Here is a 21,707-nt window from a genome sequence, read left to right on the forward strand (position 1 = left end):
CCAACGACAGCTACAACTCCAGCTACGACAACGCCAAGGAAAAATCCTGGCAAGTGCGCCACGACTTCAACTTCGCCGCTGTCGGCGTGCCGGGCCTGACCCTGATGAACCGCTACATCAGCGGTGACAACGTGCACACCGCCACCGTTGACGACGGCAAGGAATGGGGCCGTGAAAGTGAGCTGGCCTATACCGTGCAGAGCGGCGCGCTGAAGAGCCTCAATGTGAAGTGGCGAAACTCGACGATGCGTCGGGATTACAGCACCAATGAGTTCGATGAGAACCGGTTGATCGTCAGCTATCCGATCAGCCTGCTGTAAAAACCCAACATGGAGGGAGGCAGTACCACCGTCATCGCGAGCAGGCTCGCTCCCACAAGGAATCGGTGCCGAGCACAAAATCAGTGCTCACTGAAGATCCCGTGTGGGAGCAAAGCTTGCTCGCGATAGCGGTGGGTCTGTGGCATTTCTGGTGAGTGTGGCATTGCATCGCGAGCAAGCTTTGCTCCCACAGTATTGACTCCCACAGGGATCGGCGGTGGTTCTCAAACCCGCGATTCGACGCCCAGTTCATCCCAGACGGATTCGGCCAGGTGGAAGGTCGCGTTGGCCGCCGGGATGCCGCAGTAGATGGCGCTCTGCATGATCACTTCCTTGATCTCGCTGCGGCTCACGCCGTTGTTGGCGGCGGCGCGCAGGTGCAGCTTGAGTTCTTCGTTGCGGTTCATGCCGATCAGCATGGCAATGGTAATCAGGCTGCGGGTGTGGCGCGGCAGGCCCGGGCGGGTCCAGATATCACCCCAGGCGTGGCGGGTGATCATCTCCTGGAATTCGCTGTTGAACTCGGTCAGGGCACTGAGGCTGCGATCGACGTGGGCATCGCCCAGGACCGCGCGGCGTACTTGCATGCCTTCGTCGTAACGTTGTTTCTCGTCCACAAAAAACTCCTCAGGCACGGCCAGAATCGAGCAGGAAATCCAACACCCGCGCGCTGAACGCGGCACCGGCCTGGACGTTGGACAGGTGCGCGGCGTAGAACTCGGCGTACTCGGCCCCACGGACCCGCTCCTGGATGAAGTGCCCACCCGACGGCGGCGTCACGGCATCTTCGGTGCCGGCGATCACCAGCAACGGTACGCGAATCGACGACAACTGCTCGCGGAAATCGGCATCACGCACCGCCGCACAGTTGGCCGCATAGCCCTGGGGCGAAGTGGCGGCGAGCATGTCGGTGATTTTTTTTGCCGTCGCAGGCTGGGCCTCGGCAAAGTCAGGGGTAAACCAACGGGCAATCGAGGCATTGCGCAACGCCACCATCGCCGCCTTGCCGTCACGCAGCACGGTTTCGATGCGCGGGTTCCACCCCGACGGATCGCCGATCTTGGCCGCGGTGTTGCACACCACCAGTTTGTGCAGACGCTCGCCGGCATTGATCCCCAGCCACTGGCCGATCAACCCGCCCATGGACAAGCCACAGAAATGCACCTTGTCGAGGTTCAACTGATCAAGCATCGCCAGCACATCGCGGCCCAGTTGTTCGATGCTGTAGGGGCCTTCGGTCACCAGCGACTGGCCATGTCCGCGCGTGTCGAAGCGCAGCACGCGAAAGTGTTCGCTGAAGGCCGCAACCTGCTCGTCCCACATGTGCAGATCGGTGCCCAGGGAATTGGAGAGCACCAACACCGGGGCGTCTTGCGGCCCATCAAAACGATAGTTCAGATCGCCCTCGGCGAGTTTGACGAATCCCACAACAATCTCCTTTCAGGCGTTCAAGAAAAGGTGTTCGGCCACGGCCCGGGCGACCCAGGTCTGGGCTTGTCCGAGGTAGTGCGCCGGGTTGAGCAGATGATCAAGCTCGGTCGCGGATAGCTGCGCAGTGACCTGGGGTTCATCCCCCAGCACATCACGCAAATGCCGTTGCTCGGCCACGGCGCGCTTGCAACATTGCTCCAGCAGATGGTGCGCCGTGTCGCGCCCCACACGCTGGGCCAGGACGATGCTCACCGCTTCGGCCAGCACCAATCCCTGGGTCAGTTCCAGGTTGCGGGCCATGCGCGCCGCGTCCACTTCCAGCCCTTCGGCCAGCAGCCGCGCCTGTTCCAAGGCACCGGACACCAGGCAGCAGATCTCCGGCAGGGTTTCCCATTCGGCGTGCCACAGGCCCAGGCTGCGCTCGTGTTCCTGGGGCATGGCGCTGAACAGCGTCGACAACAAGCCAGGTACTCGCGTCGCTGCGCCGATCAGCACTGCCGCGCCCACCGGGTTGCGTTTGTGCGGCATGGTCGACGAACCGCCCTTGCCCGGCGCCGACGGCTCGAACGCTTCGCCGGCTTCGGTCTGCATCAACAGGCTGATGTCGCGGCCCAGCTTGCCCAGGCTACCGGCGATCAAACCCAGCACCGCGCCGAACTCCACCAGGCGATCGCGCTGGGTGTGCCACGGCTGTTCCGGCAGGTTCAGTTGCAACTCGGCAGCCAGGGCTTCGGCGACAGGCAGCGCCTGCTCACCCAACGCGGCGAGCGTTCCGGAGGCGCCGCCGAATTGCAGTACCAGCAAGCGCGGCTTGAGTTCTTTCAAACGTTGGCGACTGCGGGTGATCGCCCCCAGCCAACCGGCGATTTTCATCCCCAGGGTCACCGGCGTCGCATGCTGCAACCAGGTGCGCCCGGCCAGCGGCGTGGCGGCGTAGCGTTCGGCTTGGCGGGCCAGGGTGCCGGCCAGTTGCGCCAGCTCCGCCTCGATCAAGCCCAACGCCTGGCGCAGTTGCAGCACCAGCCCGCTGTCCATCACGTCCTGGCTGGTCGCGCCCAGGTGCACATAGCGCTCGGCCTCGGCGCTCTCGGTGGCGATGCGCTTGCCCAATGCCTTGACCAACGGGATCGCCGAATTGCCGGCACTGGCAATCGCTTCGCTCAATGCCGAAAAATCGTACAACTGGGCACGGCAGGCGTTCTCGATCGGCGCCACCGCATCCTGGGGGATCAACCCTACCCGCGCCTCGGCCCGGGCCAGCGCGGCCTCGACATCCAGCATGGCCTGGACCCGCCCCGCATCGCAGAACACCTCGCGCATGTCGCGAGCCGTGAAGTAGGCATCGAACAGCTGATTGCCCGGTCGTTCGCTCATAAACAGTCCTTGGGTGCGCCGGCCTCACGGCCGGCGCGGTTGGGTCAAAGGTCGTGGTGCAAATACGCCGGCTGCTTGGGCAGGCGCAGGCTGAACAGGAACGCCACCACCATCATCACCGTGACATACCAGTAAAAAGTGTTCTCCATGCCCTGGGCCTTCAGGCTCAAGGCAACGTACTCCGCCGAGCCGCCAAAAATCGCATTGGCCACCGCGTAAGCCAACCCTACTCCCAGCGCCCGCACTTCAGGTGGAAACATTTCCGCTTTCACCAGGCCACTGATGGAGGTGTAGAAACTGACAATCGCCAGCGCCAACGTAATCAGGACAAACGCCAGGAACGGGCTGCTGATGCTTTTGAGGGTCAGCAGGATCGGCACCGTGCACAACGCCCCCAGGGCTCCGAACCAGAGCATGGAATTACGCCGGCCAATCTTGTCCGCCAGCATGCCGAACAACGGCTGCATGCACATATAGAGGAACAGCGCGCCGGTCATGATGTAGCTGGCGGTCTTGGCGTGCAGGCCGGCGGTGTTCACCAGGTATTTCTGCATGTAAGTGGTGAAGGTGTAGAAAATCAGCGAACCACCGGCGGTGTAGCCCAGCACGGTGATGAACGCGGCCTTGTGATTGCGAAACAACGCCATAATGCTGCCGGCGTCCTTGTTCTCGCGCATTTCCTTGCTGCTGGTTTCCTTCAGGGAGCGCCGCAGGAACAGGGAAATCAACGCAGCCACGGCACCCACCACGAATGGAATCCGCCAGCCATAGGCACGCAGCTCGTCTTCGCTGAGGAACTGTTGCAGGATCACCACCAGCGACACCGCCAGCAATTGCCCGCCGATCAGCGTCACGTACTGGAACGAGGCGAAAAAGCCGCGTTGGCCCTTGAGGGCGACTTCGCTCATGTAGGTGGCGGTGGTGCCGTATTCGCCACCCACCGACAGCCCCTGCAGCAAACGCGCGAACAACAGCAACAGCGGCGCCCAGACGCCGATGTCCTTGTAAGTGGGCAGGCAGGCGATGAGCAACGAGCCGAAGCACATCATCAGCACCGAGATCATCATCGAGTTCTTGCGCCCGTGACGGTCCGCCACCCGGCCGAAAATCCAACCGCCGATAGGCCGCATCAGGAAACCGGCGGCGAACACACCGGCCGTGTTGACCAGTTGCACCGTAGGGTTGTCCGAGGGGAAGAACGCCGGCGCGAAATAAATCGCGCAGAACGCGTAGACGTAGAAGTCGAACCATTCGACCAGGTTGCCGGATGAGGCACCGACGATGGCGAAGATGCGCTTGCTGCGTTCTTCACCGGTGTAGTGGCTGGTTGGGGTGGTCATGGGTTACTCGCTCGTTGGGGACTTAACAAAGTCTAGACACACTTAGTAACAGTCCCGTTCCACAGTATTGCATTGCCTGGACTGACGCTATCGCGGGCAAGCCTTGCTCCCACAGAGGTTGTTGCCATTGCCCATCGCATGTCGTGTACCCCTGTGGGAGCAAGGCTTGCCCGCGATGGCGCCAGTGTTGACTCACTCAGTAATCGAAGAACACCGTCTCGGCATCCGTGCCCTGCAGGATCACGTTCCATTGATACACACCCGACGCATCGGGCTTGCTCACGATCGTGGCGCGACGCTCCTCGGGTACGCAGGCCAGCAGCGGGTCGGTTTCGTTGGCCTGTTCGCCGTCGAAATAGATACGCGTCAGCAAATGCTTGACCAGCCCGCGAGCGAACACCAGCACCACCAGATGCGGTGCCTGGGTCGTACCGTTCAACCCTGGCACAGTGCCCGGCTTGATGGTGGTGAATCGGAAGCGCCCTTCGGCATCCACCGGCACCCGGCCAAAGCCTTCGAAGTGCGGGTCCAGGGGTTTGTCCTGGTCGTCTTCCGGGTGGGCGTATTTACCGGCAGCGTTGGCCTGCCAGACTTCCAGCATCGCGTCGTTGACGAACTGGCCATTGCCGTCGACCACCTGCCCGGTGATCGCCACGCGCTGACCGAGGGTTTGTGCGACGGTCAGGTCTTCGCGGTTCAGCCAGGTCAGGCCTATGTGGTAGTAAGGGCCAACGGTGTGGGACGTGGTGGCGGTGAGCGTCATCTTATTTCTCCATCGGCGTGGCATCGCGGCCGCGCAAGACGATGTCCCAGCGGTAACCGAGGGCGTAGTGAGGGACGGTTTTTTCCAGGTCGAAACTGGCGATCAAGCGTTCCTTGGCGCGGGTGTCCGGCACGCAGTTGTAGATCGGGTCGTATTCCAGCAACGGGTCGCCCGGAAAATACATCTGCGTCACCAGGCGCGTCAGAATGCTCGGCCCGAACAGTGAGAAATGGATGTGCGCCGGGCGCCAGGCATTGTGATGGTTGCCCCACGGATAGGCGCCAGGCTTGATGGTCTGGAACTGATACCAACCATCGGCGTCGGTGACGGTGCGACCGGTGCCGGTGAAATTCGGGTCCAGTGGCGCGTCATGGTTGTCGCGGTCATGGTTGTAGCGACCGGCGGCGTTGGCCTGCCAGATCTCCACCAGGATGCCCGGCACCGGCTGGCCATGCTCGTCCAGCACGCGCCCGTGAATGATGATCCGCTCCCCCAGCGGCTCGCCGGCATGCTGGGCGGTCAGGTCGTGGTCCTTCTCTTGCACGCGGTCGGCACCGACAGTCGGGCCGGTAATTTCCGACAGCGAATGAGGCAGAAACACCAACGGCTTGGACGGCGAGCGCAGGTTGGTGGACTGGTACGGCGGGTGCAGATACTCCGGCTGGGTGCCCGCTTGGGGGCGACGATAACCAGGCTTGTCAGTCATGCAGCGTTCCTCGAATTCTTATTAGTAGAACGACGCGTCAGACGCGTTCGATCGCCAGCGCCAGCCCTTGGCCGACGCCGACGCACATGGTCGCCAAGCCTTTCTTGCCGCCGGTCTTTTCCAAGTGGTGCAGCGCCGTCATCACCAAGCGCGCCCCGCTCATGCCCAGGGGATGGCCGAGGGCGATGGCTCCGCCGTTCGGGTTGACCTGGGGCGCATCGTCCGCCAGCCCCAAATCGCGCAACACCGCCAGGCCCTGGCTGGCAAAAGCTTCGTTGAGTTCGATCACATCGAAATCCGCAACCGCCAGGCCCAGGCGCTCAATGAGCTTGCGCACCGCCGGCACCGGCCCGACGCCCATCACCCGCGGCGCCACGCCGGCACTGGCCATGCCCAGCACTTTGCCGCGCGGCGTCAGGCCGTGTTTTTTTACCGCTTCGGCCGACGCCAGGATCAGTGCAGCCGCGCCATCGTTGACACCCGAGGCGTTGCCGGCAGTGACGGTTTTGTCGGGACCATTGACCGGTTTGAGTTTGCTCAAGGTTTCCAGCGTGGTATCGGCGCGAGGATGCTCATCCTGCTCGACCACGGTTTCACCTTTCTTGTGGGTGATACGCACCGGAACGATTTCTTCGGCGAAAAAACCTGCCGCCTGGGCCGCTGCCGTGCGCTGTTGGCTGCGCAAGGCGAAAGCGTCCTGGTCGGCGCGGGACACGGCGTAGTCATCAGCCACGTTATCAGCGGTCTGCGGCATCGCGTCCACACCGTACTGGGCTTTCATCAATGGGTTGATGAAACGCCAGCCGATGGTGGTGTCTTCCAGCTTCATGTTGCGGGAAAACGCCGCGTCGGCCTTGCCCATCACAAACGGCGCACGGGACATTGACTCCACCCCACCGGCGATGGCCAGCTCCATCTCACCACTGGCGATGGCACGGAACGCCGTACCGATGGCGTCCATGCCCGAGGCGCAAAGGCGGTTGAGGGTCACGCCGGGAATGCTTTCCGGCAGGCCCGCCAGCAACAGCGCCATGCGCGCCACGTTGCGGTTGTCTTCGCCGGCCTGGTTGGCGCAGCCGAGAAACACTTCGTCCACTGCGCTCCAGTCCACCGATGGGTTGCGCTCCATCAGCGCCTTGATCGGCACGGCCGCCAGGTCGTCGGCGCGCACGGCGGACAAACCGCCGCCAAACCGACCGATGGGGGTTCGAATCGCATCACAGATATAAACGTCGCGCATCAGGCTTCTCCCGGTGTCTGACCGTGGGCCGCCGCAGTACGAGCTTCCAGGTCGCGCAGTGCGCTCAGCTCCAGCTCGGTCGGCTCGGCGGTGGTTTGCACCTGGTCGGCGAAACGGATCGCCCACCCGGTGGCCGCAATGACTTGCTCGCGGGTCACGCCGGGGTGCAGCGCAGTGACCACGAACTCATGGGTGTCGGCTTCCGGTTCCATGATGCACAGGTCGGTGATGATGCCCACGGGACCGGCGCCGGGCAGGCCCAGACGTTTGCGCGAATCGCCGCCTTCACCATGGCCGACCGAAGTGATGAAATCCAGCTTGTCGACAAACGAGCGAGCCGACTGCTTGAGGATGATCAACACGCTCTTGGCCGAACCGGCGATTTCCGGTGCGCCACCGGCACCCGGCAGGCGGACTTTCGGCTGATGGTAGTCGCCCACCACCGTGGTGTTGATGTTGCCGAAACGGTCGACCTGGGCTGCGCCGAGGAAACCGACGTCAATGCGCCCGCCCTGCAGCCAGTAGCGAAAAATCTCACCGGTCGGTACGACGGTATCGGCGGTTTCCGCCAGCTCACCGTCGCCGATGGACAGCGGCAGTACGCTGGGCTTGGCACCGATCGGGCCGGATTCGTAGATCAGCACGACGTCCGGCGACGACGTCAGCCGCGCCAGGTTGGCCGCTTTCGACGGCAGGCCGATGCCAACGAAGCACACGGCATTGTTCTTCAAGCGACGCGCCGCGGCGACGGTCATCATTTCGTTGGTGGAGTAAGTCATGGTTTCACCTGCGAAGCGGCTGCCAGTCTGGCCTGGAATTCACTGAAGTCTTTAGTGCCATGGATGTATTCGTTGATCCATGCGGTAAAGGTCTCACGGTCCCGGGCGATCGGATCCCACGCCTGGTAGAAACGGTTGTCACGCTCGGTGTAGCCGTGGGCGTAGGACGGATGGGCACCACCCGGCACGAGGCACACGGCGCTCAATGCCCAGGTCGGCAGTACACAAGCGTTCATCGGCGCGTTCAGGTCGTCGACGATTTCTTCCACGGTGACGATGCAACGCTTGGCGGCCAGGGCCGCTTCTTTCTGCACGCCGAGAATGCCCCACAGCAGCACGTTGCCCTTGCGGTCGGCTTTCTGGGCGTGGATCACCGTGATGTCCGGGCGCACCGAAGGTACAGCGGCCAATACTTCACCGGTGAAGGGACAGGTCACGCTCTTGATCAGTGGGTTGACCTTCGGCAGGTCGGAACCGGCGTAGGCCCGCAGCACCGCGAACGGCAGGCCAGAGGCGCCGGCGACGTAGGCGTTGGCCAGGTCGGCGTGGCTGTGTTCCTCGATCTCCAGCGGGTGTGGCCACTGCTTCTCCACGGCATCGCGCAAGCGGTGCAACGACCCGACGCCAGGGTTGCCGCCCCAGGAGAAAATCAACTTGCGAGCACAACCGGCGCCGATCAACTGGTCATAGATCAGGTCAGGTGTCATGCGCACCAGGGTCAGGTCTTTCTTTCCCTGGCGAATGATTTCATGACCCGCCGCCGTAGGGATCAGGTGAGTGAAGCCTTCGAGCGCGACGGTATCGCCGTCGTTGACGAATTGCTTCACCGCGTCGTGCAGCGAAAGGATTTCAGCCATGGGGCAGGCTCCCGTGTTCCAGTAGACCGACATGAAGAAAAAGGCGCGAGGTTAAGCGCCGGAGTGACTGAAGATTAAGCCTGGGGGAAAAGCCAAACAATCCGATAATCGACTGAGTGTTCGTTTATCGAACAGATTGTTGTTTGGCTATCTATATTCGCCAAGCACACAGAGCCCCTGTGGAAGCAGACCCTGTGGGAGCCTGCATGCCCTCAGATTTGTCTTCCACAGGGGTTATGTCGTGGGCTCAGGTCGCATCCGCATGGCTGACCATGCCCTTGATCACCACCGCCGTGGTCGCCAGGGCCGCCGGGATCACCAGGGCGGTCAGGACTTGTTCGAAGTTCCAGCCCAGGCCCAACAGGGTCGCGCCCATCCAGGCGCCGAGGATCGCGCCGAAACGACCGATGCCCAGCATCCACGAGACACCGGTGGCCCTACCCTGGGTCGGGTAGAAACGCGCGGCCAGGGAAGGCATCGCCGATTGCGCACCGTTGACGCACATGCCGGCCACCAGCACCAGGGTGGCGAGCAAAGTGATGTTGCCCAGGCTCTGCCCCACTGCGTAGGCAAACAACCCGGCCATCAGGTAGAAAATGCCGATGACCTTGTGCGGATTGAACCGGTCCATCGCCCAACCCACCCCGACGGCGCTCAACACGCCGCCGAATTGGAACAGCGCACCGATAAACGCTGCCTGCTCCATGCTCGCGCCGCTGTCGCGCATCAGGGTCGGCAGCCAACTGGTCAACAGGTAGACGATCACCAGGCCCATGAAATAGGTCAGCCACAGCAGCAAGGTGCCAGCGCTGTAGGTGCCAGAGAAGATCACCGCCAGCACGTTGCGGGCTTTCACGGTTTTCTGTTCCGGCACACTGAAACTCGCCGCTTGGGCCACCGTGTTCGGTTCGATCGGCGCCAGGGTCTTGCGCACCTTGTCGGTGCCGCGATTGCGCACCACCAGATAACGCGCCGACTCTGGCAGCCAGAACAGCAACACGACCGCCAGGATCAACGGCAGGATCCCGCCAATCAGCAGCAGGCTGTGCCAACCGAACGCCGGTATCAGCTTGGCGGAGATGAACCCGCCGCCGGCCATGCCCAGGTTGAAGCCGCAGAACATGCTGGTCACCAACAGGGATTTCTTGCGTTCCGGGGTGTATTCCGAGAGCAAGGTGGTGGCGTTCGGCATCCCGGCGCCCAATCCCAGACCGGTCAGGAAACGCAGTACCAGCAATTGATCGACGTTGGTGCTGTAGGCCGACGCCAGGCTGAACGCGCCGAACAGCAGGACCGCGCCCACCAGTACGACTTTTCGTCCGAAGCGATCAGCCAGCGGCCCTGAACCCAATGCGCCAAACACCATGCCGATCAGCGCGGCGCTCATCACCGGGCCAAGGCTGGCGCGATCGATACCCCAGTCCTGGGACAGCGCCGGGGCGATGAAGCCCATGGCCGCTGTATCGAGGCCGTCGAGGAAAACAATCAGGAAACAAAGAATCACCACCCGCCACTGGTAGCGCGAAATGGGTTGGGCATTGATGAAGGACTGCACATCGAGGCAGTTGCCTACGGAGGTCTGGGGCTGATTCATTTTATTTTTATTCCACGCGATAAACGCAGGCGAACGATCAGGGACCGGCGAAACACGCCGGATGACGCTGCGCGACATTAATGAGGGCAGGCAAATACCGTCAATTCATCGCCGCCGACTGTGTGCGTTTATCGAACAGCTTAAGTGAACAGCTGCGCGCTCAAGTCGCGGCTGGCCCCCAGCAGGCCTGGCAGGAAACGCTGTTCCAGCTCATTGCGGCTGACCCGCCCGGCATGGGTACTGACGTTGAGCGCGGCCACCACTTGACCGGAAGCGTCATACACCGGCACGGCAATCGAACGCAGGCCCTGTTCCAGTTCCTGGTCGACGATACACCAGCCCTGCTGCCGCACCTGTTGCAGGCATTCAAGCAACGCCTCGGGGGTGTGCAAGGTGCGGCTGGTCTTGGCTTGCAGGTCGGCATGGTCCAGGTAGTCGCGCAACGAAGCATCATCCAGGGCCGCCAGGAGAATCCTGCCCATCGAAGTGCAATAGGCTGGCAGACGCCCTCCGACCGACAGATCGACCGAAATCAGGCGCTGGGTGGTGGCTGATCGAGCGATATAGAGGATGTCGTCGCCTTCGAGCGTCGCCATGTTGCAGGCTTCGTGCAGTTGCTCGCTCATGCGGTCCAGGTACGGCTGGGCAGAAACGGCCAGGGGTGTCGAGGACAGATAGGCGTGCCCCAGGGTCAGCACTTTGGGCAGCAGCGAATAAGTGCGCCCGTCCGTGGTGGCGTAGCCAAGCTTGATCAAGGTATGCAGGCAACGTCTGACGGCGGCGCGAGGGATTTCCGTGCGATGGCTGATCTGGGCGATGGTCAGGTGCCGCTTGCGTTCCTGGAAGGCCTGGACCACGGCCAATCCGCGGGCCAGGGACGTCATGAAATCTGGATCGCCAGTCAGGGCCTGGATCCGCTTGGCCGGCGAGGCGACGATCGGTGGCGCGACTGAAGTGAAAGCATTGCGCAATTGGTCGTTCATGTCTGGTCTTCCCCGGGAATGACGGCTATTACAAGCGGCTGTCCGACGGACAGACAAGGGTCGGACCGCCAACAGCGTTCGATTATCGAACCGGCAACCGATAATCGCAATCCTGCCCGGTGTCATGAGTTCGCCAGCCGTCGAACGCTCGATAACAAGTTGAGCGAGAGCAACAAGCGATTTGACGTGAGGGCGTGGGCGATATTGAACTTGTCGCCTTGAATGGCATCAGGACATCGGCACTAGCAAGCATCTTCTGAAACCTGATTGACACAAGTTTGCACATACAAACATCGTTTCACACAACAACAGGCCCCTTTAAATATTTCCCGATAGTGTTATTCAGCTGGACCGCTATAATGCAATTCAGCGACGGTACGGCCAATCGACCGCTCCCGTACGCAGGCACCTTGGTTAATACCCTGGCGCCCGAAGCACCTTTAGGGTCGCTTCCCCTGTATTGGCAACAACACGAAGCCCTGATGCTACGTCAGCTGTCAGCTCTGGTGCCGTGGCCGTCTGCATGTCTACATGCAGTGCGTATCACCAGATTCAATTTCAATTAATTAGGTACAACTGTGACGAAAGACGAACTGCGCGCGGAACTTGAGCGCCAGGAACAACGTTACAAGGAAGTTTACGGCGGGGAAATCACCACCTACGCCGCGCAGCCTGAACCGGAACGCAAACCCTGGCGTAAGCGCGCCACCGTTCAGGACCAGGCCTTCACCCAGGAACTCCAGAAAATGGAAAAAGAACTCAAAGCCGAAGAGCAGTGACGCTCAGGGCCTGATGTTCTTGTGAGGAGGTCTCCGGCCACTACCCAGGCCGGAAACCACAGCGCACGCCCGCCATGAGCGGGCCGCCATCCGCTCCCGTCCGACGGCCGGGGAAGGCTCATGGCCGACCTTCATTTCAGATATTTCATACAACCGCTCGAAGTGCTCTACAGCGGGCGGCGATCAGGTTCCGGGACGCTTTGCGCCCCTGAATCAAAGGGTTACGCGCCCCACGGAAAACCTCGCGCCAGAGGCATTCCTGCAAATTATTTCGTTGAAGAATGTTGCCGACGAGCAGGCAATGCATCGATTGCCATGGTTTTCTGGCATAATCGCGCCCCCTTATGACCGGGTCAGAAAACCTTCATGATCGATTTATTCAGCGGACTGGATGCTTGGGTGCTTGTGAGCCTCTTGCTCGCCCTGGCTTTTGTCCTCGCCTTCGAGTTCATCAACGGCTTTCATGACACCGCTAACGCGGTTGCCACTGTTATCTACACCAAAGCCATGCCGCCTCATCTGGCGGTGTTCTTTTCCGGTGTGTTCAATTTCCTCGGTGTGCTGCTGGGCGGTGTGGGGGTGGCGTACGCCATCGTTCACTTGCTGCCCGTAGAGCTGCTGATCAATGTGAACACCGGACATGGACTGGCCATGGTGTTTTCGCTGCTCGCAGCGGCCATTACCTGGAACCTGGGCACCTGGTACTTCGGTATCCCGGCGTCCAGTTCCCACACGTTGATCGGCTCGATCCTCGGCGTGGGCCTGGCCAACGCGTTGATCAACGATATCCCGTTGGCCGACGGAGTGAACTGGCAGAAGGCGATCGATATCGGCGCCTCCCTGGTGTTCTCGCCCATGGCCGGTTTCCTGATCGCTGCCCTGGTGCTGATCGGCCTGAAATGGTGGCGTCCGCTGTCGAAGATGCACAAGACACCGGAACAGCGCCGCCAGATCGACGACAAGAAGCACCCGCCGTTCTGGAACCGCCTGGTACTGGTGATCTCGGCCATGGCCGTCAGTTTTGTCCACGGCTCCAACGATGGCCAGAAAGGCATCGGCCTGATCATGCTGGTACTGATCGGTATCGTGCCTTCGCAGTTCGTACTCGACCTGAGCAGCACCACGTATCAGATCGAGCGGACCCGCGACGCGACCCTGCACCTGAGCCAGTTCTACCAGCGCAACAGCGAATCCCTGGGTGAATTCCTGGCACTGGGCAAGAGCGTGGAAGGCGATCTGCCGGAAAAATTCCGGTGCAACCCGCAGCAGACCGAACCCACCATCGATGCCCTGCTCAACACCCTCAAGGGCGTCGCCGATTACCATTCGCTGCCGTCGGAAAGCCGTATCGAAGTGCGTCGCTACCTGCTCTGCCTGGACGACACGGCGAAGAAGGTCGGCAAGCTGCCAGGCCTGGCCGCCCGTGAGAAAGACGACCTGAACAAGCTGCGCAAGGACCTGACCGGCACCACCGAGTACGCCCCGTTCTGGGTGATCCTGGCGGTCGCCCTGGCACTGGGCCTGGGCACCATGGTCGGCTGGAAGCGTGTGGTACTGACCATCGGCGAGAAGATCGGCAAGCAAGGCATGACCTACGCCCAGGGCATGTCGGCGCAGATCACCACCGCGTGCATGATCGGCATGGCGAACATCTTCAGCCTGCCGGTTTCCACCACCCACGTACTGTCCTCGGGCGTGGCCGGTACCATGGTCGCGAACAAGAGCGGCCTGCAAGGTGGCACCGTGCGCAACATCCTGCTGGCCTGGGTGCTGACCCTGCCAGCCACGGTGGCGCTGTCGGCCGGGCTGTTCTGGCTGGCGTCCAAGGCTCTGGGTAGCTGATTCCAGCGACTCAAAAAAAGGTGCGATCCTTGCGGTTCGCACCTTTTTTTATGCCCTGACGTCAGACACCTGTGGGAGCGGGCTTGCTCACGATGGCGGTGGGTCAGTCAACACATGTATCTACAGACATACCACTATCGCGAGCAAGCTCGCTCCCACAGTTGATTGGGTATCTGGCTGGAGAATCACGAACAAAAAAAAGGGCGACCGAAGTCGCCCAAAATGCCTTGCGTGCTCGTTGTAGCCGGAAAGACCTACGGTTTTTTCCGCTTGTGCGCGTCTTTCCAGATGAATAATCCAAAGCCTGCGAAAAACACGACCATGAGGCCGACCGTCAACACCCCGGCAAACACCACATTATCGAAAAACATGACTGGCCTCCTGGTCTTGCCCCTGTTGCGATGGGTTCAAGTTAACCAATCAGGCCTGGATGAAAATTGACCGGGGTCAATAACGCCCGCAACGGGGCGAAAAGGTGGGGAAATAACTGATCTGCATCAATGGATCGAGGGGGTTCAGCGCTTTTTCGGTTTGTTTTTCGACTTTTTCTTGGGCTTGCCCAACGGCATGGCCTGCTCGAAAGCCTGGCGGACTTCATTGAGGCGTTTTTCGTTGAGGTCGTGAACGCGCTTGGCGCGCTCGGCACTGAGGTCGATCAGCTTGTCGTCTTGGCTCATGGCGTGTGGGCATCGTGCAGTGAATTGCGGATGCGCCCATGATGCGGGCTGTTGGCGGAGTTGACCAGCCTGCGTACGTCGGCAAACACCTGGATCAGATCTGGATATCGACCCACAAGCCCTGGCGCGACTCTTCGTCTATCAGCGGCACCACCGGCACGGTGTTGTCGGCGTTGAGTTCGGTCCCCGGTACGGCCAGATGCTCTTCAGGGTCTTCATTGGCCTCGCGGTGGCGCTTGTCGCGCTCCTGCCGGCGACGCTGTTCCTCGCGCAACAGCAGCGCGGCCTCTTCCGGGTCGCGGTTTTGCAGGTCGATGGTGCTTTCGTTGGAGCTTGGCTGCACCGGGACCACGGGCGGTATGTCCGGTCGCTGGCGAACCGGATCCTGTTGAGCGGTGATGGGTACGGCGCTCAAAGGGAGCATGGGTGGCAACATAAAGGTCTCCTGTCTTCAGGTTGTCGGCTGGGAAAGTGGCAGCTTGAACCGCCGGTCTGAAACTTGTGACCCAGTTGGCATTGCAGCGATCCCCAGGGCCGAGCTTGTTTGATCGCTGGGCAAGCTTAAGTTCCGTGCCGTCAGTAACTAATCAGCGTACGTAAATCCTTTGGTCTGAGGGATCCTTCCGTTAAGATAACCGGCTTTTTCAAGGCGGGAGTCAGGCAGCATGGCGCAGCAGTATCAACCGGGGCAACGCTGGATCAGTGACAGCGAAGCCGAGCTGGGTTTAGGCACCGTTCTGGCACAGGACGGCCGCTTGTTGACCGTGCTCTATCCGGCCACTGGCGACACTCGCCAGTACGCGCTACGGAATGCGCCGCTCACCCGTGTACGGTTTTCGCCGGGCGATGTGATCACTCACTTCGAAGGCTGGAAAATGACCGTGCGCGAAGTCGATGACGTCGACGGGTTGCTGGTCTATCACGGCCTCAACGGGCAGAACGAAGTCGTCACCCTGCCGGAAACCCAACTGTCGAACTTTATCCAGTTCCGCCTGGCGAGCGACCGTCTGTTCGCCGGCCAGATCGACCCGTTGGCCTGGTTCTCCCTGCGCTACCACACCCTGGAACACACCAGCCGCCAGTTACAGTCTTCGCTTTGGGGCCTGGGCGGCGTTCGTGCCCAGCCTATCGCCCACCAATTGCACATTGCCCGTGAAGTGGCCGACCGCATTGCGCCGCGGGTATTGCTGGCGGACGAAGTGGGCCTGGGCAAGACCATCGAGGCCGGCCTGGTCATCCACCGTCAACTGCTGTCCGGCCGCGCCAACCGCGTCCTGATCCTGGTGCCGGAAAACCTCCAGCACCAATGGCTGGTGGAAATGCGCCGGCGCTTCAACCTGCAGGTCGCGCTGTTCGACGAAGAACGCTTCATCGAAAGCGATGCCAGCAACCCGTTCGAAGACACTCAACTGGCCCTGGTGGCGCTGGAGTGGCTGGTGGACGACGAGAAGGCCCAGGACGCGCTGTTCGCCGCCGGCTGGGACCTGATGGTGGTCGACGAGGCTCATCACCTGGTGTGGCACGAAGATCAGGTCAGCCCGCAGTACGCGCTGGTCGAACAACTCGCCGAGACAATCCCGGGCGTGCTGCTGCTGACCGCAACCCCGGAACAACTGGGCCAGGACAGCCACTTTGCTCGCCTGCGCCTGTTGGACCCAAATCGCTTCCACGACCTCAAGGCCTTCCGCGCCGAGAGCGAAAACTATCGCCCGGTGGCCGAAGCCGTGCAGGAGCTGTTGGACAAAGGCCGTCTTTCGCCTGAGGCCCACAAGACCATACAAGGCTTCCTGGGCAATGAAGGCGAAGCGTTGCTGACCGCGGTCAATGATGGCGATGTCGAAGCCAGTGCTCGCCTGGTGCGTGAACTGCTGGACCGCCACGGCACCGGCCGCGTGCTGTTTCGCAACACCCGCGCAGCGGTGCAAGGCTTCCCCGAGCGCAAGCTGCACGCCTACCCGCTGCCGTGCCCGGACGAGTACCTCGAGCTGCCCCTGGGCGATCACCCCGAGCTGTACCCGGAAGTCAGCTTCCAGGCCCAGCCGGACGCCAGCGAAGAAGAACGCTGGTGGCGTTTCGACCCGCGGGTGGAGTGGCTGATCGACACCCTGAAGATGCTCAAGCGCACCAAAGTACTGGTGATCTGTGCCCACGCCGAAACCGCCATGGACCTGGAAGACGCCCTGCGCGTGCGTTCCGGTATCCCGGCCACGGTGTTCCACGAAGGCATGAACATTCTGGAGCGCGACCGCGCGGCGGCCTATTTCGCCGACGAAGAGTTCGGTGCCCAGGTGCTGATCTGTTCGGAAATCGGCAGCGAGGGCCGCAACTTCCAGTTCGCCCATCACCTGGTGCTATTCGATCTGCCAGCGCACCCGGACTTGCTCGAGCAACGCATCGGTCGTCTGGACCGGATCGGCCAGAAGCACACCATCGAGCTGCATGCGCCGTACCTGGAAACCAGCCCGCAAGCGCGGCTGTTCCAGTGGTATCACGAAGCCCTGAATGCCTTCCTCAACACCTGCCCGACTGGCAACGCCTTGCAGCATCAGTTCGGCCCGCGCCTGCTGCCATTGCTGGAAGAAGCCGACGATGGCCAGTGGCAAGCGCTGATCGACGAAGCCCGCACCGAACGCGAGCGCCTGGAGGCCGAGCTGCACACCGGTCGCGACCGTTTGCTGGAGCTCAACTCTGGCGGCGCTGGTGAAGGCGATGCGCTGGTGGAAGCCATTCTCGAGCAGGACGACCAGTTCGCCCTGCCGATCTACATGGAAACCCTGTTCGACGCCTTTGGTATCGACAGCGAGGATCATTCGGAAAACGCGCTGATCCTCAAGCCGAGCGAAAAAATGCTCGACGCCAGCTTCCCGCTGGGCGACGACGAAGGCGTGACCATCACCTACGACCGCAACCAGGCGCTGTCGCGCGAAGACATGCAGTTCATCACCTGGGAGCACCCGATGGTGCAAGGCGGCATGGACCTGGTGCTGTCCGGTTCCATGGGCAACACCGCCGTGGCGCTGATCAAGAACAAGGCCCTCAAGCCCGGCACCGTGTTGCTGGAGCTGCTCTACGTCAGTGAAGTAGTGGCCCCACGCTCGCTGCAACTGGGCCGCTACCTGCCGCCGGCCGCCCTGCGCTGCCTGCTGGACACCAACGGCAACGACCTCGCCGCCCGGGTCTCGTTCGAAACCTTGAACGACCAGCTCGAAAGCGTGCCCCGTGCCAGCGCCAACAAGTTCATCCAGGCCCAGCGCGACCAGCTCACGCCACGGATCAATGCCGGCGAAGAAAAGATCGCCCCGCGTCACGCCGAACGCGTGGCCGAGGCCCAACGTCGCCTGGCCGCCGATACCGACGAGGAACTGGCCCGCCTGACCGCCCTGCAAGCGGTCAACCCGACCGTGCGCGACAGCGAACTGGTAGCCCTGCGCCAACAGCGCGAGCAAGGCCTGGCGATGCTTGAGAAGGCGGCGTTGCGTTTGGAGGCGATTCGGGTTTTGGTGGCGGGCTGAGATTGACGGGGGGGCCCGATATGGGTCCCCGCTGTGGTGGTTTTATCGGGTGTATATCCGTTGCTGCGGTAACGGCGGCTGGCGGTTCCGCTCTTACAGCGGGTCACTTTTGGAAGAGCGCCAAAAGTAACCAAAAGCGCTTCAGCCCCACCACTTGGTGCCTCGCCTAGGCTCGGCATGCCCTCACTCCGGCATTGCTCCGTGGGCCCGCCGCGAAGGGCCCACGGAGCAATGCCTTCGTTCAGGCATGCCGAGCCTAGGCGAGGCACCAAGTGGTGGGGCAGAAGCGCTTTGGTTACTTTCGACTGGGCCGGCTTCCGGGCTTTTCGAAAGTGACCCGCCGTCAGGGCGGAACCATAAGCCGCCGTTACCGCAGCAACGGATATACACACCAAACGAAGCCCCCCTCAAGGACTGTAATACCCCACCGCCACCAGAAAATGCCCAACCTTCTTCAGGTAAGCATGCTTGTCCTCAACCTTGCCAGTCACCGGGTTCTTCCAACGATACTCATACTCCCCCACATCCTGCTTGCCGATCATGGTCAGGATCGGCTCCCCCACCGGTTTGCCATCCGGATCCTTGACCTTGGCAAAATCGGTATTGATCAAGCGCAGGTTGGTGCCATGGCCGACATACCGCCGGGTATCGAGGTCAACGACAAAGACATACAGGTCATCCTGCAGATAACCGCCCTTGAGGGAGTTAACCGCCGTCAGCGTGGCTTTCTCGTTTTTCAGCAGGTCGCTCGAGGCCTTGTCCAGCAACGCCTTGGCCTGTTCGGCGGAAGCCCGTGGCAGGTAGTAGCCGACGGCCAGGATTCGCTCGCCGACACGCTGGAAATACACATGCTTGCGCTCAACCTTGCCGTCCGCCCAGTTCTGCCAACGGTACTCGGCTTGCTGGATGCCGCTGGCCTCGGGAGTTTTCAAGGCGTCCTTGAAGGCTTTGCGCAGGTCCGGGCCCAGCACTTCGGACACGTCTCGCCCGATCAGCGCTGAGGAAGGCCCGCCGCTGGCGAGCATCACACCCTGGGTATCCACCACGAATACGTAGCGATCCTTGTCGACGAAATCCCCCTGGCGACTGAAAGCGGCAAAGGCTTTGTCGCCGTTGTCGTGGTAATAGGCCAAGGCCTTTTCCAGCAGCGAGCGGGCCGCCTGGCCGTCATCCGGTGTCGCTGCATGAACCGGTGCCAGCCCCAGCACAAGCATTGCGCCCAGCCAGGCCATCCTGTGAAAAAAAACCATATGCGCGCCCCTCGTTCTTGTTGGTGTTTCAAGAGCGTAGACGGCGTGGGGTGATGTTGGAGTATTCAGGGAATTGCTGGGGAGGCCTGGTGCATCAGTGGGTATTGATACTGACTGACAGGACGTCATCGCGAGCAAGCTCGCTCCCACACTGGAGGTGCTTACCCTGTGGGAGCGAGCTTGCTCGCGATAACGGCGGCACATTCAGCATGATGCGCACTGACACGCCACTATCGCGAACAAACGCCAACAGGCTTATTGACTGCGGAGTTGCTGCTGCAAGTTCTGGATCTGCGCCTGCAGGGTGTTGATATTACGGGTGACCTGGCCGCGGAAGGCGTCGAACTCGGCGGTATTGCCGCCCTTGTCCTGCTGGCTCTTGAGCACGATCACATCCTGCTCCAGGCGATCGATAGCCGAGTTGGAAGTGGCTCTTTTCAGGGCGGTGATGTCGGCACCGATGCTCTTGAGCTGAGCATCCAGAGCGCCACCCTCGCCTTGGCTTTTCAGGGCAGTAACTTCAGCCACCAGCGTCTTGACCTGGGCTTGGAGCTCCTTGTTGGAAGCTTGCAACTGAGTGTTGGTGTTCTGCTGTTCAGTGGCCTGGGCAATGAGCTGGGCCAGTTCCTTGTCCAGGTCGGCAGACGGACCGAAGGTAGCTTGCTGTTGCTTGTACTGCTCCAGCAGTTTGTTGTCGAATTGCTTGCCCTGATCCTGCAGCTTGCTTTCCAACTGCTTGATCTGCAGTTTCAAGGCCTCACTGTCGCTCATCACGTTGGACTGGCCGGCGACGACCTTGCCGGAAAACTCCTGCAGTCGTCCCGCCGCATCTTCACTGATCCGCGCGAAGCTCTCCTGGGTGGCCACCAGTTGCTGCTCCATCAGGGAAATCTGCTGGAAGCTCCACCAGGCCAGGAAACCGAACGCACACAGCAGCGCGCCGACCAATGCCCACAGCGGCCCGGTGCTGGGCCCCTTGACCTTGGCCGCGGCAACGGGCGCCGGGCGCGCTTGCACGTGAGGCTGGCGGTTGGGCAGGAAATCATCGTCATCGGGAATGTCGGCCCGCATCCGCAGGCTCGGTACATCATCGAAGTCGTCGTTGGCATCGTTACGCATGGGCATGGTTCAACCTTTGGGAAACCGGTGATGGCTTGATGCGGTGAGTATAACCCCCTCACCCGCCGCACCGATTGACCCCGAACCTGGCACTCGGTTCATGACGGGGCGATCAGCGGGCACTTTGGACCTTCCACCAGGCACAAAATTCATCGAGGGCGGTCCACAGGCTGACCTGCGGATCATAATCGAGATAATGCCGGGCCCGGCTGATGTCCAGGGTGAAATTTTTGTTCATGACCTGCATGCCCAGGCGCGACAGCGTCGGTTCGGGGCGGCCCGGCCACAATTTGCAGAAACCTTCATTCAGGGCCGCGACACTATAAGCCAAGCCGTAGGAACGATAACGCCGGACCTGTGGGACTTCCATCTGGCGCATCACATAATTGACCACATCCCACAGAGGAACCGGTGCCCCATTGCTGATGTTATAGGCCTTGCCCAACGCTGAATCGGTCGCCAGCAGGCTGCTGAGCAGCGCTTCGTTGAGGTTCTGCACGCTGGTGAAATCCACTTTGTTCAGCCCGTTGCCGACAATTGCCAGGCGCCCCTTGCGCTGCATTTTCAACAGCCGCGGAAAAATGCTCATGTCACCGGCGCCGGTCACGAAACGCGGGCGCAGGGCCAGCACTTCGAGGCCGAACTCCTGGGCGCCGAAGACTTTCTGCTCAGCCAGGTACTTGGTGGCGGCGTAAGGGTGCTTGAAGCGCTTGGGCACTTGTTCTTCAGTCAACCCGAGGTGGTCACGCCCGTCGAAGTAGATGGACGGCGAGGACAGATGAACCAGCCGGCGAACCTTTTGCTTGAGGCAAGCCTCGACGACATTTTCCGTGACCTGGACATTGCCCTGGTGGAAATCCTGATAACGGCCCCAGAGCCCCACGGAGCCGGCGCAATGCACCACCGCTTCGACATCCAGGCACAAATCCCGGGCCAGCAGCGGGTCGCTCAGATCCCCTTGGACAAACTGTGCACCGCGACGCACCAGGTGCTCCACGCTCTCGGCCCGGCGACCGTTGACCCGTACATCCAGGCCTTGCTCCAGGGCGAAACGCGCGAAGCGCCCGCCGATGAAGCCGCTCGCGCCGGTGACCAGAATTTTCATGAATGCTCCTAAGAAATGCGGTTACGAGTCTCGCGC

General features: G+C 61.5%; 21 protein-coding genes. 4 read left to right on the forward strand and 17 right to left on the reverse strand.

Annotated elements, in window-relative coordinates:
* Positions 1 to 320, forward strand: a 320-nt coding sequence (locus tag F7R20_RS23395) for an OprD family outer membrane porin (RefSeq protein ID WP_151180616.1), incomplete at its 5' end; no start/stop codon positions are given.
* 224 nt (positions 321 to 544) lie between these two features.
* Here F7R20_RS23395 and pcaC read toward each other — a convergent pair.
* The 11 genes from pcaC to pcaR form a co-directional block, all read right to left on the reverse strand.
* Positions 545 to 937, reverse strand: coding sequence for a 4-carboxymuconolactone decarboxylase (gene pcaC, locus F7R20_RS23400; RefSeq protein ID WP_003198653.1), 393 nt, complete (start codon positions 935 to 937; stop codon positions 545 to 547).
* A gap of 10 nt (positions 938 to 947) precedes the next feature.
* A complete protein-coding gene (gene pcaD, locus F7R20_RS23405; RefSeq protein WP_003198651.1) occupies positions 948 to 1,748 on the reverse strand; it encodes a 3-oxoadipate enol-lactonase in 801 nt (266 codons plus the stop codon).
* A gap of 12 nt (positions 1,749 to 1,760) precedes the next feature.
* A complete protein-coding gene (locus tag F7R20_RS23410; RefSeq protein WP_003198649.1) occupies positions 1,761 to 3,125 on the reverse strand; it encodes a 3-carboxy-cis,cis-muconate cycloisomerase in 1,365 nt (454 codons plus the stop codon).
* Between the two features lie 44 nt (positions 3,126 to 3,169).
* Entirely contained in the window at positions 3,170 to 4,465 is a 1,296-nt protein-coding gene (locus F7R20_RS23415) for an MFS family transporter (protein ID WP_003198647.1), read from the reverse strand.
* A 196-nt stretch (positions 4,466 to 4,661) separates the two neighbouring features.
* Positions 4,662 to 5,228, reverse strand: coding sequence for a protocatechuate 3,4-dioxygenase subunit alpha (pcaG, locus tag F7R20_RS23420; protein ID WP_013692452.1), 567 nt, complete (start codon positions 5,226 to 5,228; stop codon positions 4,662 to 4,664).
* 1 nt (position 5,229) lies between these two features.
* Entirely contained in the window at positions 5,230 to 5,934 is a 705-nt protein-coding gene (gene pcaH, locus F7R20_RS23425) for a protocatechuate 3,4-dioxygenase subunit beta (RefSeq protein ID WP_003198643.1), read from the reverse strand.
* Between the two features lie 37 nt (positions 5,935 to 5,971).
* A complete protein-coding gene (gene pcaF / locus F7R20_RS23430) occupies positions 5,972 to 7,177 on the reverse strand; it encodes a 3-oxoadipyl-CoA thiolase (RefSeq protein WP_172681394.1) in 1,206 nt (401 codons plus the stop codon).
* Positions 7,174 to 7,953, reverse strand: a complete 780-nt coding sequence (locus tag F7R20_RS23435) for a CoA-transferase subunit beta (protein WP_003198639.1) — start codon at positions 7,951 to 7,953, stop codon at positions 7,174 to 7,176. Before F7R20_RS23435 ends, pcaF begins: the two co-directional genes overlap by 4 nt.
* Positions 7,950 to 8,810 carry a CoA transferase subunit A gene (locus tag F7R20_RS23440; protein ID WP_003198638.1) on the reverse strand — a complete coding sequence of 287 codons (861 nt, stop codon included), beginning with the start codon at positions 8,808 to 8,810 and terminating at the stop codon, positions 7,950 to 7,952. The genes F7R20_RS23435 and F7R20_RS23440 overlap by 4 nt, the downstream gene beginning before the upstream one ends.
* A gap of 247 nt (positions 8,811 to 9,057) precedes the next feature.
* On the reverse strand, positions 9,058 to 10,404 hold the full coding sequence (locus tag F7R20_RS23445) for an MFS transporter (protein WP_003198637.1): 1,347 nt from the start codon (positions 10,402 to 10,404) through the stop codon (positions 9,058 to 9,060).
* 140 nt (positions 10,405 to 10,544) lie between these two features.
* Entirely contained in the window at positions 10,545 to 11,387 is an 843-nt protein-coding gene (gene pcaR, locus F7R20_RS23450; protein ID WP_003184507.1) for a pca regulon transcriptional regulator PcaR, read from the reverse strand.
* A gap of 578 nt (positions 11,388 to 11,965) precedes the next feature.
* On the opposite strand from pcaR, the gene F7R20_RS23455 reads away from it, so the two are divergent.
* Both F7R20_RS23455 and F7R20_RS23460 read left to right on the forward strand, forming a co-directional pair.
* The gene (locus tag F7R20_RS23455; protein WP_003198635.1) at positions 11,966 to 12,166 is read left to right on the forward strand and encodes a hypothetical protein; all 201 of its coding nucleotides are present in this window, start codon (positions 11,966 to 11,968) and stop codon (positions 12,164 to 12,166) included.
* A gap of 366 nt (positions 12,167 to 12,532) precedes the next feature.
* Entirely contained in the window at positions 12,533 to 14,008 is a 1,476-nt protein-coding gene (locus tag F7R20_RS23460) for an inorganic phosphate transporter (protein WP_003198633.1), read from the forward strand.
* Positions 14,009 to 14,262: 254 nt separating this feature from the next.
* Here the strand turns inward: F7R20_RS23460 and ccoM are convergent, their stop codons facing one another.
* From ccoM to F7R20_RS23465, 3 genes are all read right to left on the reverse strand, one after another.
* Positions 14,263 to 14,379, reverse strand: coding sequence for a cytochrome c oxidase subunit CcoM (ccoM, locus tag F7R20_RS32100; protein ID WP_014336959.1), 117 nt, complete (start codon positions 14,377 to 14,379; stop codon positions 14,263 to 14,265).
* 144 nt (positions 14,380 to 14,523) lie between these two features.
* Positions 14,524 to 14,685, reverse strand: coding sequence for a hypothetical protein (locus F7R20_RS31725; RefSeq protein ID WP_003198631.1), 162 nt, complete (start codon positions 14,683 to 14,685; stop codon positions 14,524 to 14,526).
* Positions 14,686 to 14,779: 94 nt separating this feature from the next.
* Entirely contained in the window at positions 14,780 to 15,121 is a 342-nt protein-coding gene (locus F7R20_RS23465) for a hypothetical protein (RefSeq protein WP_003198629.1), read from the reverse strand.
* A 229-nt stretch (positions 15,122 to 15,350) separates the two neighbouring features.
* Here F7R20_RS23465 and rapA point away from each other — a divergent pair, with 229 nt between their 5' ends.
* A complete protein-coding gene (gene rapA / locus F7R20_RS23470; protein WP_003198627.1) occupies positions 15,351 to 18,197 on the forward strand; it encodes an RNA polymerase-associated protein RapA in 2,847 nt (948 codons plus the stop codon).
* A 407-nt stretch (positions 18,198 to 18,604) separates the two neighbouring features.
* Here the strand turns inward: rapA and F7R20_RS23475 are convergent, their stop codons facing one another.
* The 3 genes from F7R20_RS23475 to F7R20_RS23485 form a co-directional block, all read right to left on the reverse strand.
* Positions 18,605 to 19,447, reverse strand: coding sequence for a cache domain-containing protein (locus F7R20_RS23475; RefSeq protein WP_003198625.1), 843 nt, complete (start codon positions 19,445 to 19,447; stop codon positions 18,605 to 18,607).
* A 255-nt stretch (positions 19,448 to 19,702) separates the two neighbouring features.
* Positions 19,703 to 20,572, reverse strand: a complete 870-nt coding sequence (locus F7R20_RS23480; RefSeq protein WP_013692448.1) for an ATPase — start codon at positions 20,570 to 20,572, stop codon at positions 19,703 to 19,705.
* Between the two features lie 106 nt (positions 20,573 to 20,678).
* On the reverse strand, positions 20,679 to 21,671 hold the full coding sequence (locus F7R20_RS23485) for an NAD-dependent epimerase/dehydratase family protein (protein ID WP_003198621.1): 993 nt from the start codon (positions 21,669 to 21,671) through the stop codon (positions 20,679 to 20,681).
* Positions 21,672 to 21,707 lie beyond the last annotated feature (36 nt).

Origin of the sequence: Pseudomonas brassicacearum subsp. brassicacearum, from assembly GCF_008801605.1 — a bacterium.
GTDB classification, from domain to species: domain Bacteria; phylum Pseudomonadota; class Gammaproteobacteria; order Pseudomonadales; family Pseudomonadaceae; genus Aquipseudomonas; species Aquipseudomonas brassicacearum.

Bases quoted from the DNA above. Each gene is read 5' to 3' on its own strand.
- F7R20_RS23445 (WP_003198637.1), bottom strand. From the start codon at position 10,404: ATGAATCAGCCCCAGACCTCCGTAGGCAACTGCCTCGATGTGCAGTCC.
- F7R20_RS23465 (WP_003198629.1), bottom strand. From the start codon at position 15,121: ATGTTGCCACCCATGCTCCCTTTGAGCGCCGTACCCATCACCGCTCAA.
- ccoM (WP_014336959.1), bottom strand. From the start codon at position 14,379: ATGTTTTTCGATAATGTGGTGTTTGCCGGGGTGTTGACGGTCGGCCTC.
- F7R20_RS23485 (WP_003198621.1), bottom strand. From the start codon at position 21,671: ATGAAAATTCTGGTCACCGGCGCGAGCGGCTTCATCGGCGGGCGCTTC.
- F7R20_RS23475 (WP_003198625.1), bottom strand. From the start codon at position 19,447: ATGGTTTTTTTTCACAGGATGGCCTGGCTGGGCGCAATGCTTGTGCTG.
- F7R20_RS31725 (WP_003198631.1), bottom strand. From the start codon at position 14,685: ATGAGCCAAGACGACAAGCTGATCGACCTCAGTGCCGAGCGCGCCAAG.
- F7R20_RS23460 (WP_003198633.1), top strand. From the start codon at position 12,533: ATGATCGATTTATTCAGCGGACTGGATGCTTGGGTGCTTGTGAGCCTC.
- pcaG (WP_013692452.1), bottom strand. From the start codon at position 5,228: ATGACGCTCACCGCCACCACGTCCCACACCGTTGGCCCTTACTACCAC.
- F7R20_RS23435 (WP_003198639.1), bottom strand. From the start codon at position 7,953: ATGACTTACTCCACCAACGAAATGATGACCGTCGCCGCGGCGCGTCGC.
- F7R20_RS23440 (WP_003198638.1), bottom strand. From the start codon at position 8,810: ATGGCTGAAATCCTTTCGCTGCACGACGCGGTGAAGCAATTCGTCAAC.
- F7R20_RS23415 (WP_003198647.1), bottom strand. From the start codon at position 4,465: ATGACCACCCCAACCAGCCACTACACCGGTGAAGAACGCAGCAAGCGC.
- pcaR (WP_003184507.1), bottom strand. From the start codon at position 11,387: ATGAACGACCAATTGCGCAATGCTTTCACTTCAGTCGCGCCACCGATC.
- rapA (WP_003198627.1), top strand. From the start codon at position 15,351: ATGGCGCAGCAGTATCAACCGGGGCAACGCTGGATCAGTGACAGCGAA.
- pcaH (WP_003198643.1), bottom strand. From the start codon at position 5,934: ATGACTGACAAGCCTGGTTATCGTCGCCCCCAAGCGGGCACCCAGCCG.
- F7R20_RS23480 (WP_013692448.1), bottom strand. From the start codon at position 20,572: ATGCCCATGCGTAACGATGCCAACGACGACTTCGATGATGTACCGAGC.
- F7R20_RS23410 (WP_003198649.1), bottom strand. From the start codon at position 3,125: ATGAGCGAACGACCGGGCAATCAGCTGTTCGATGCCTACTTCACGGCT.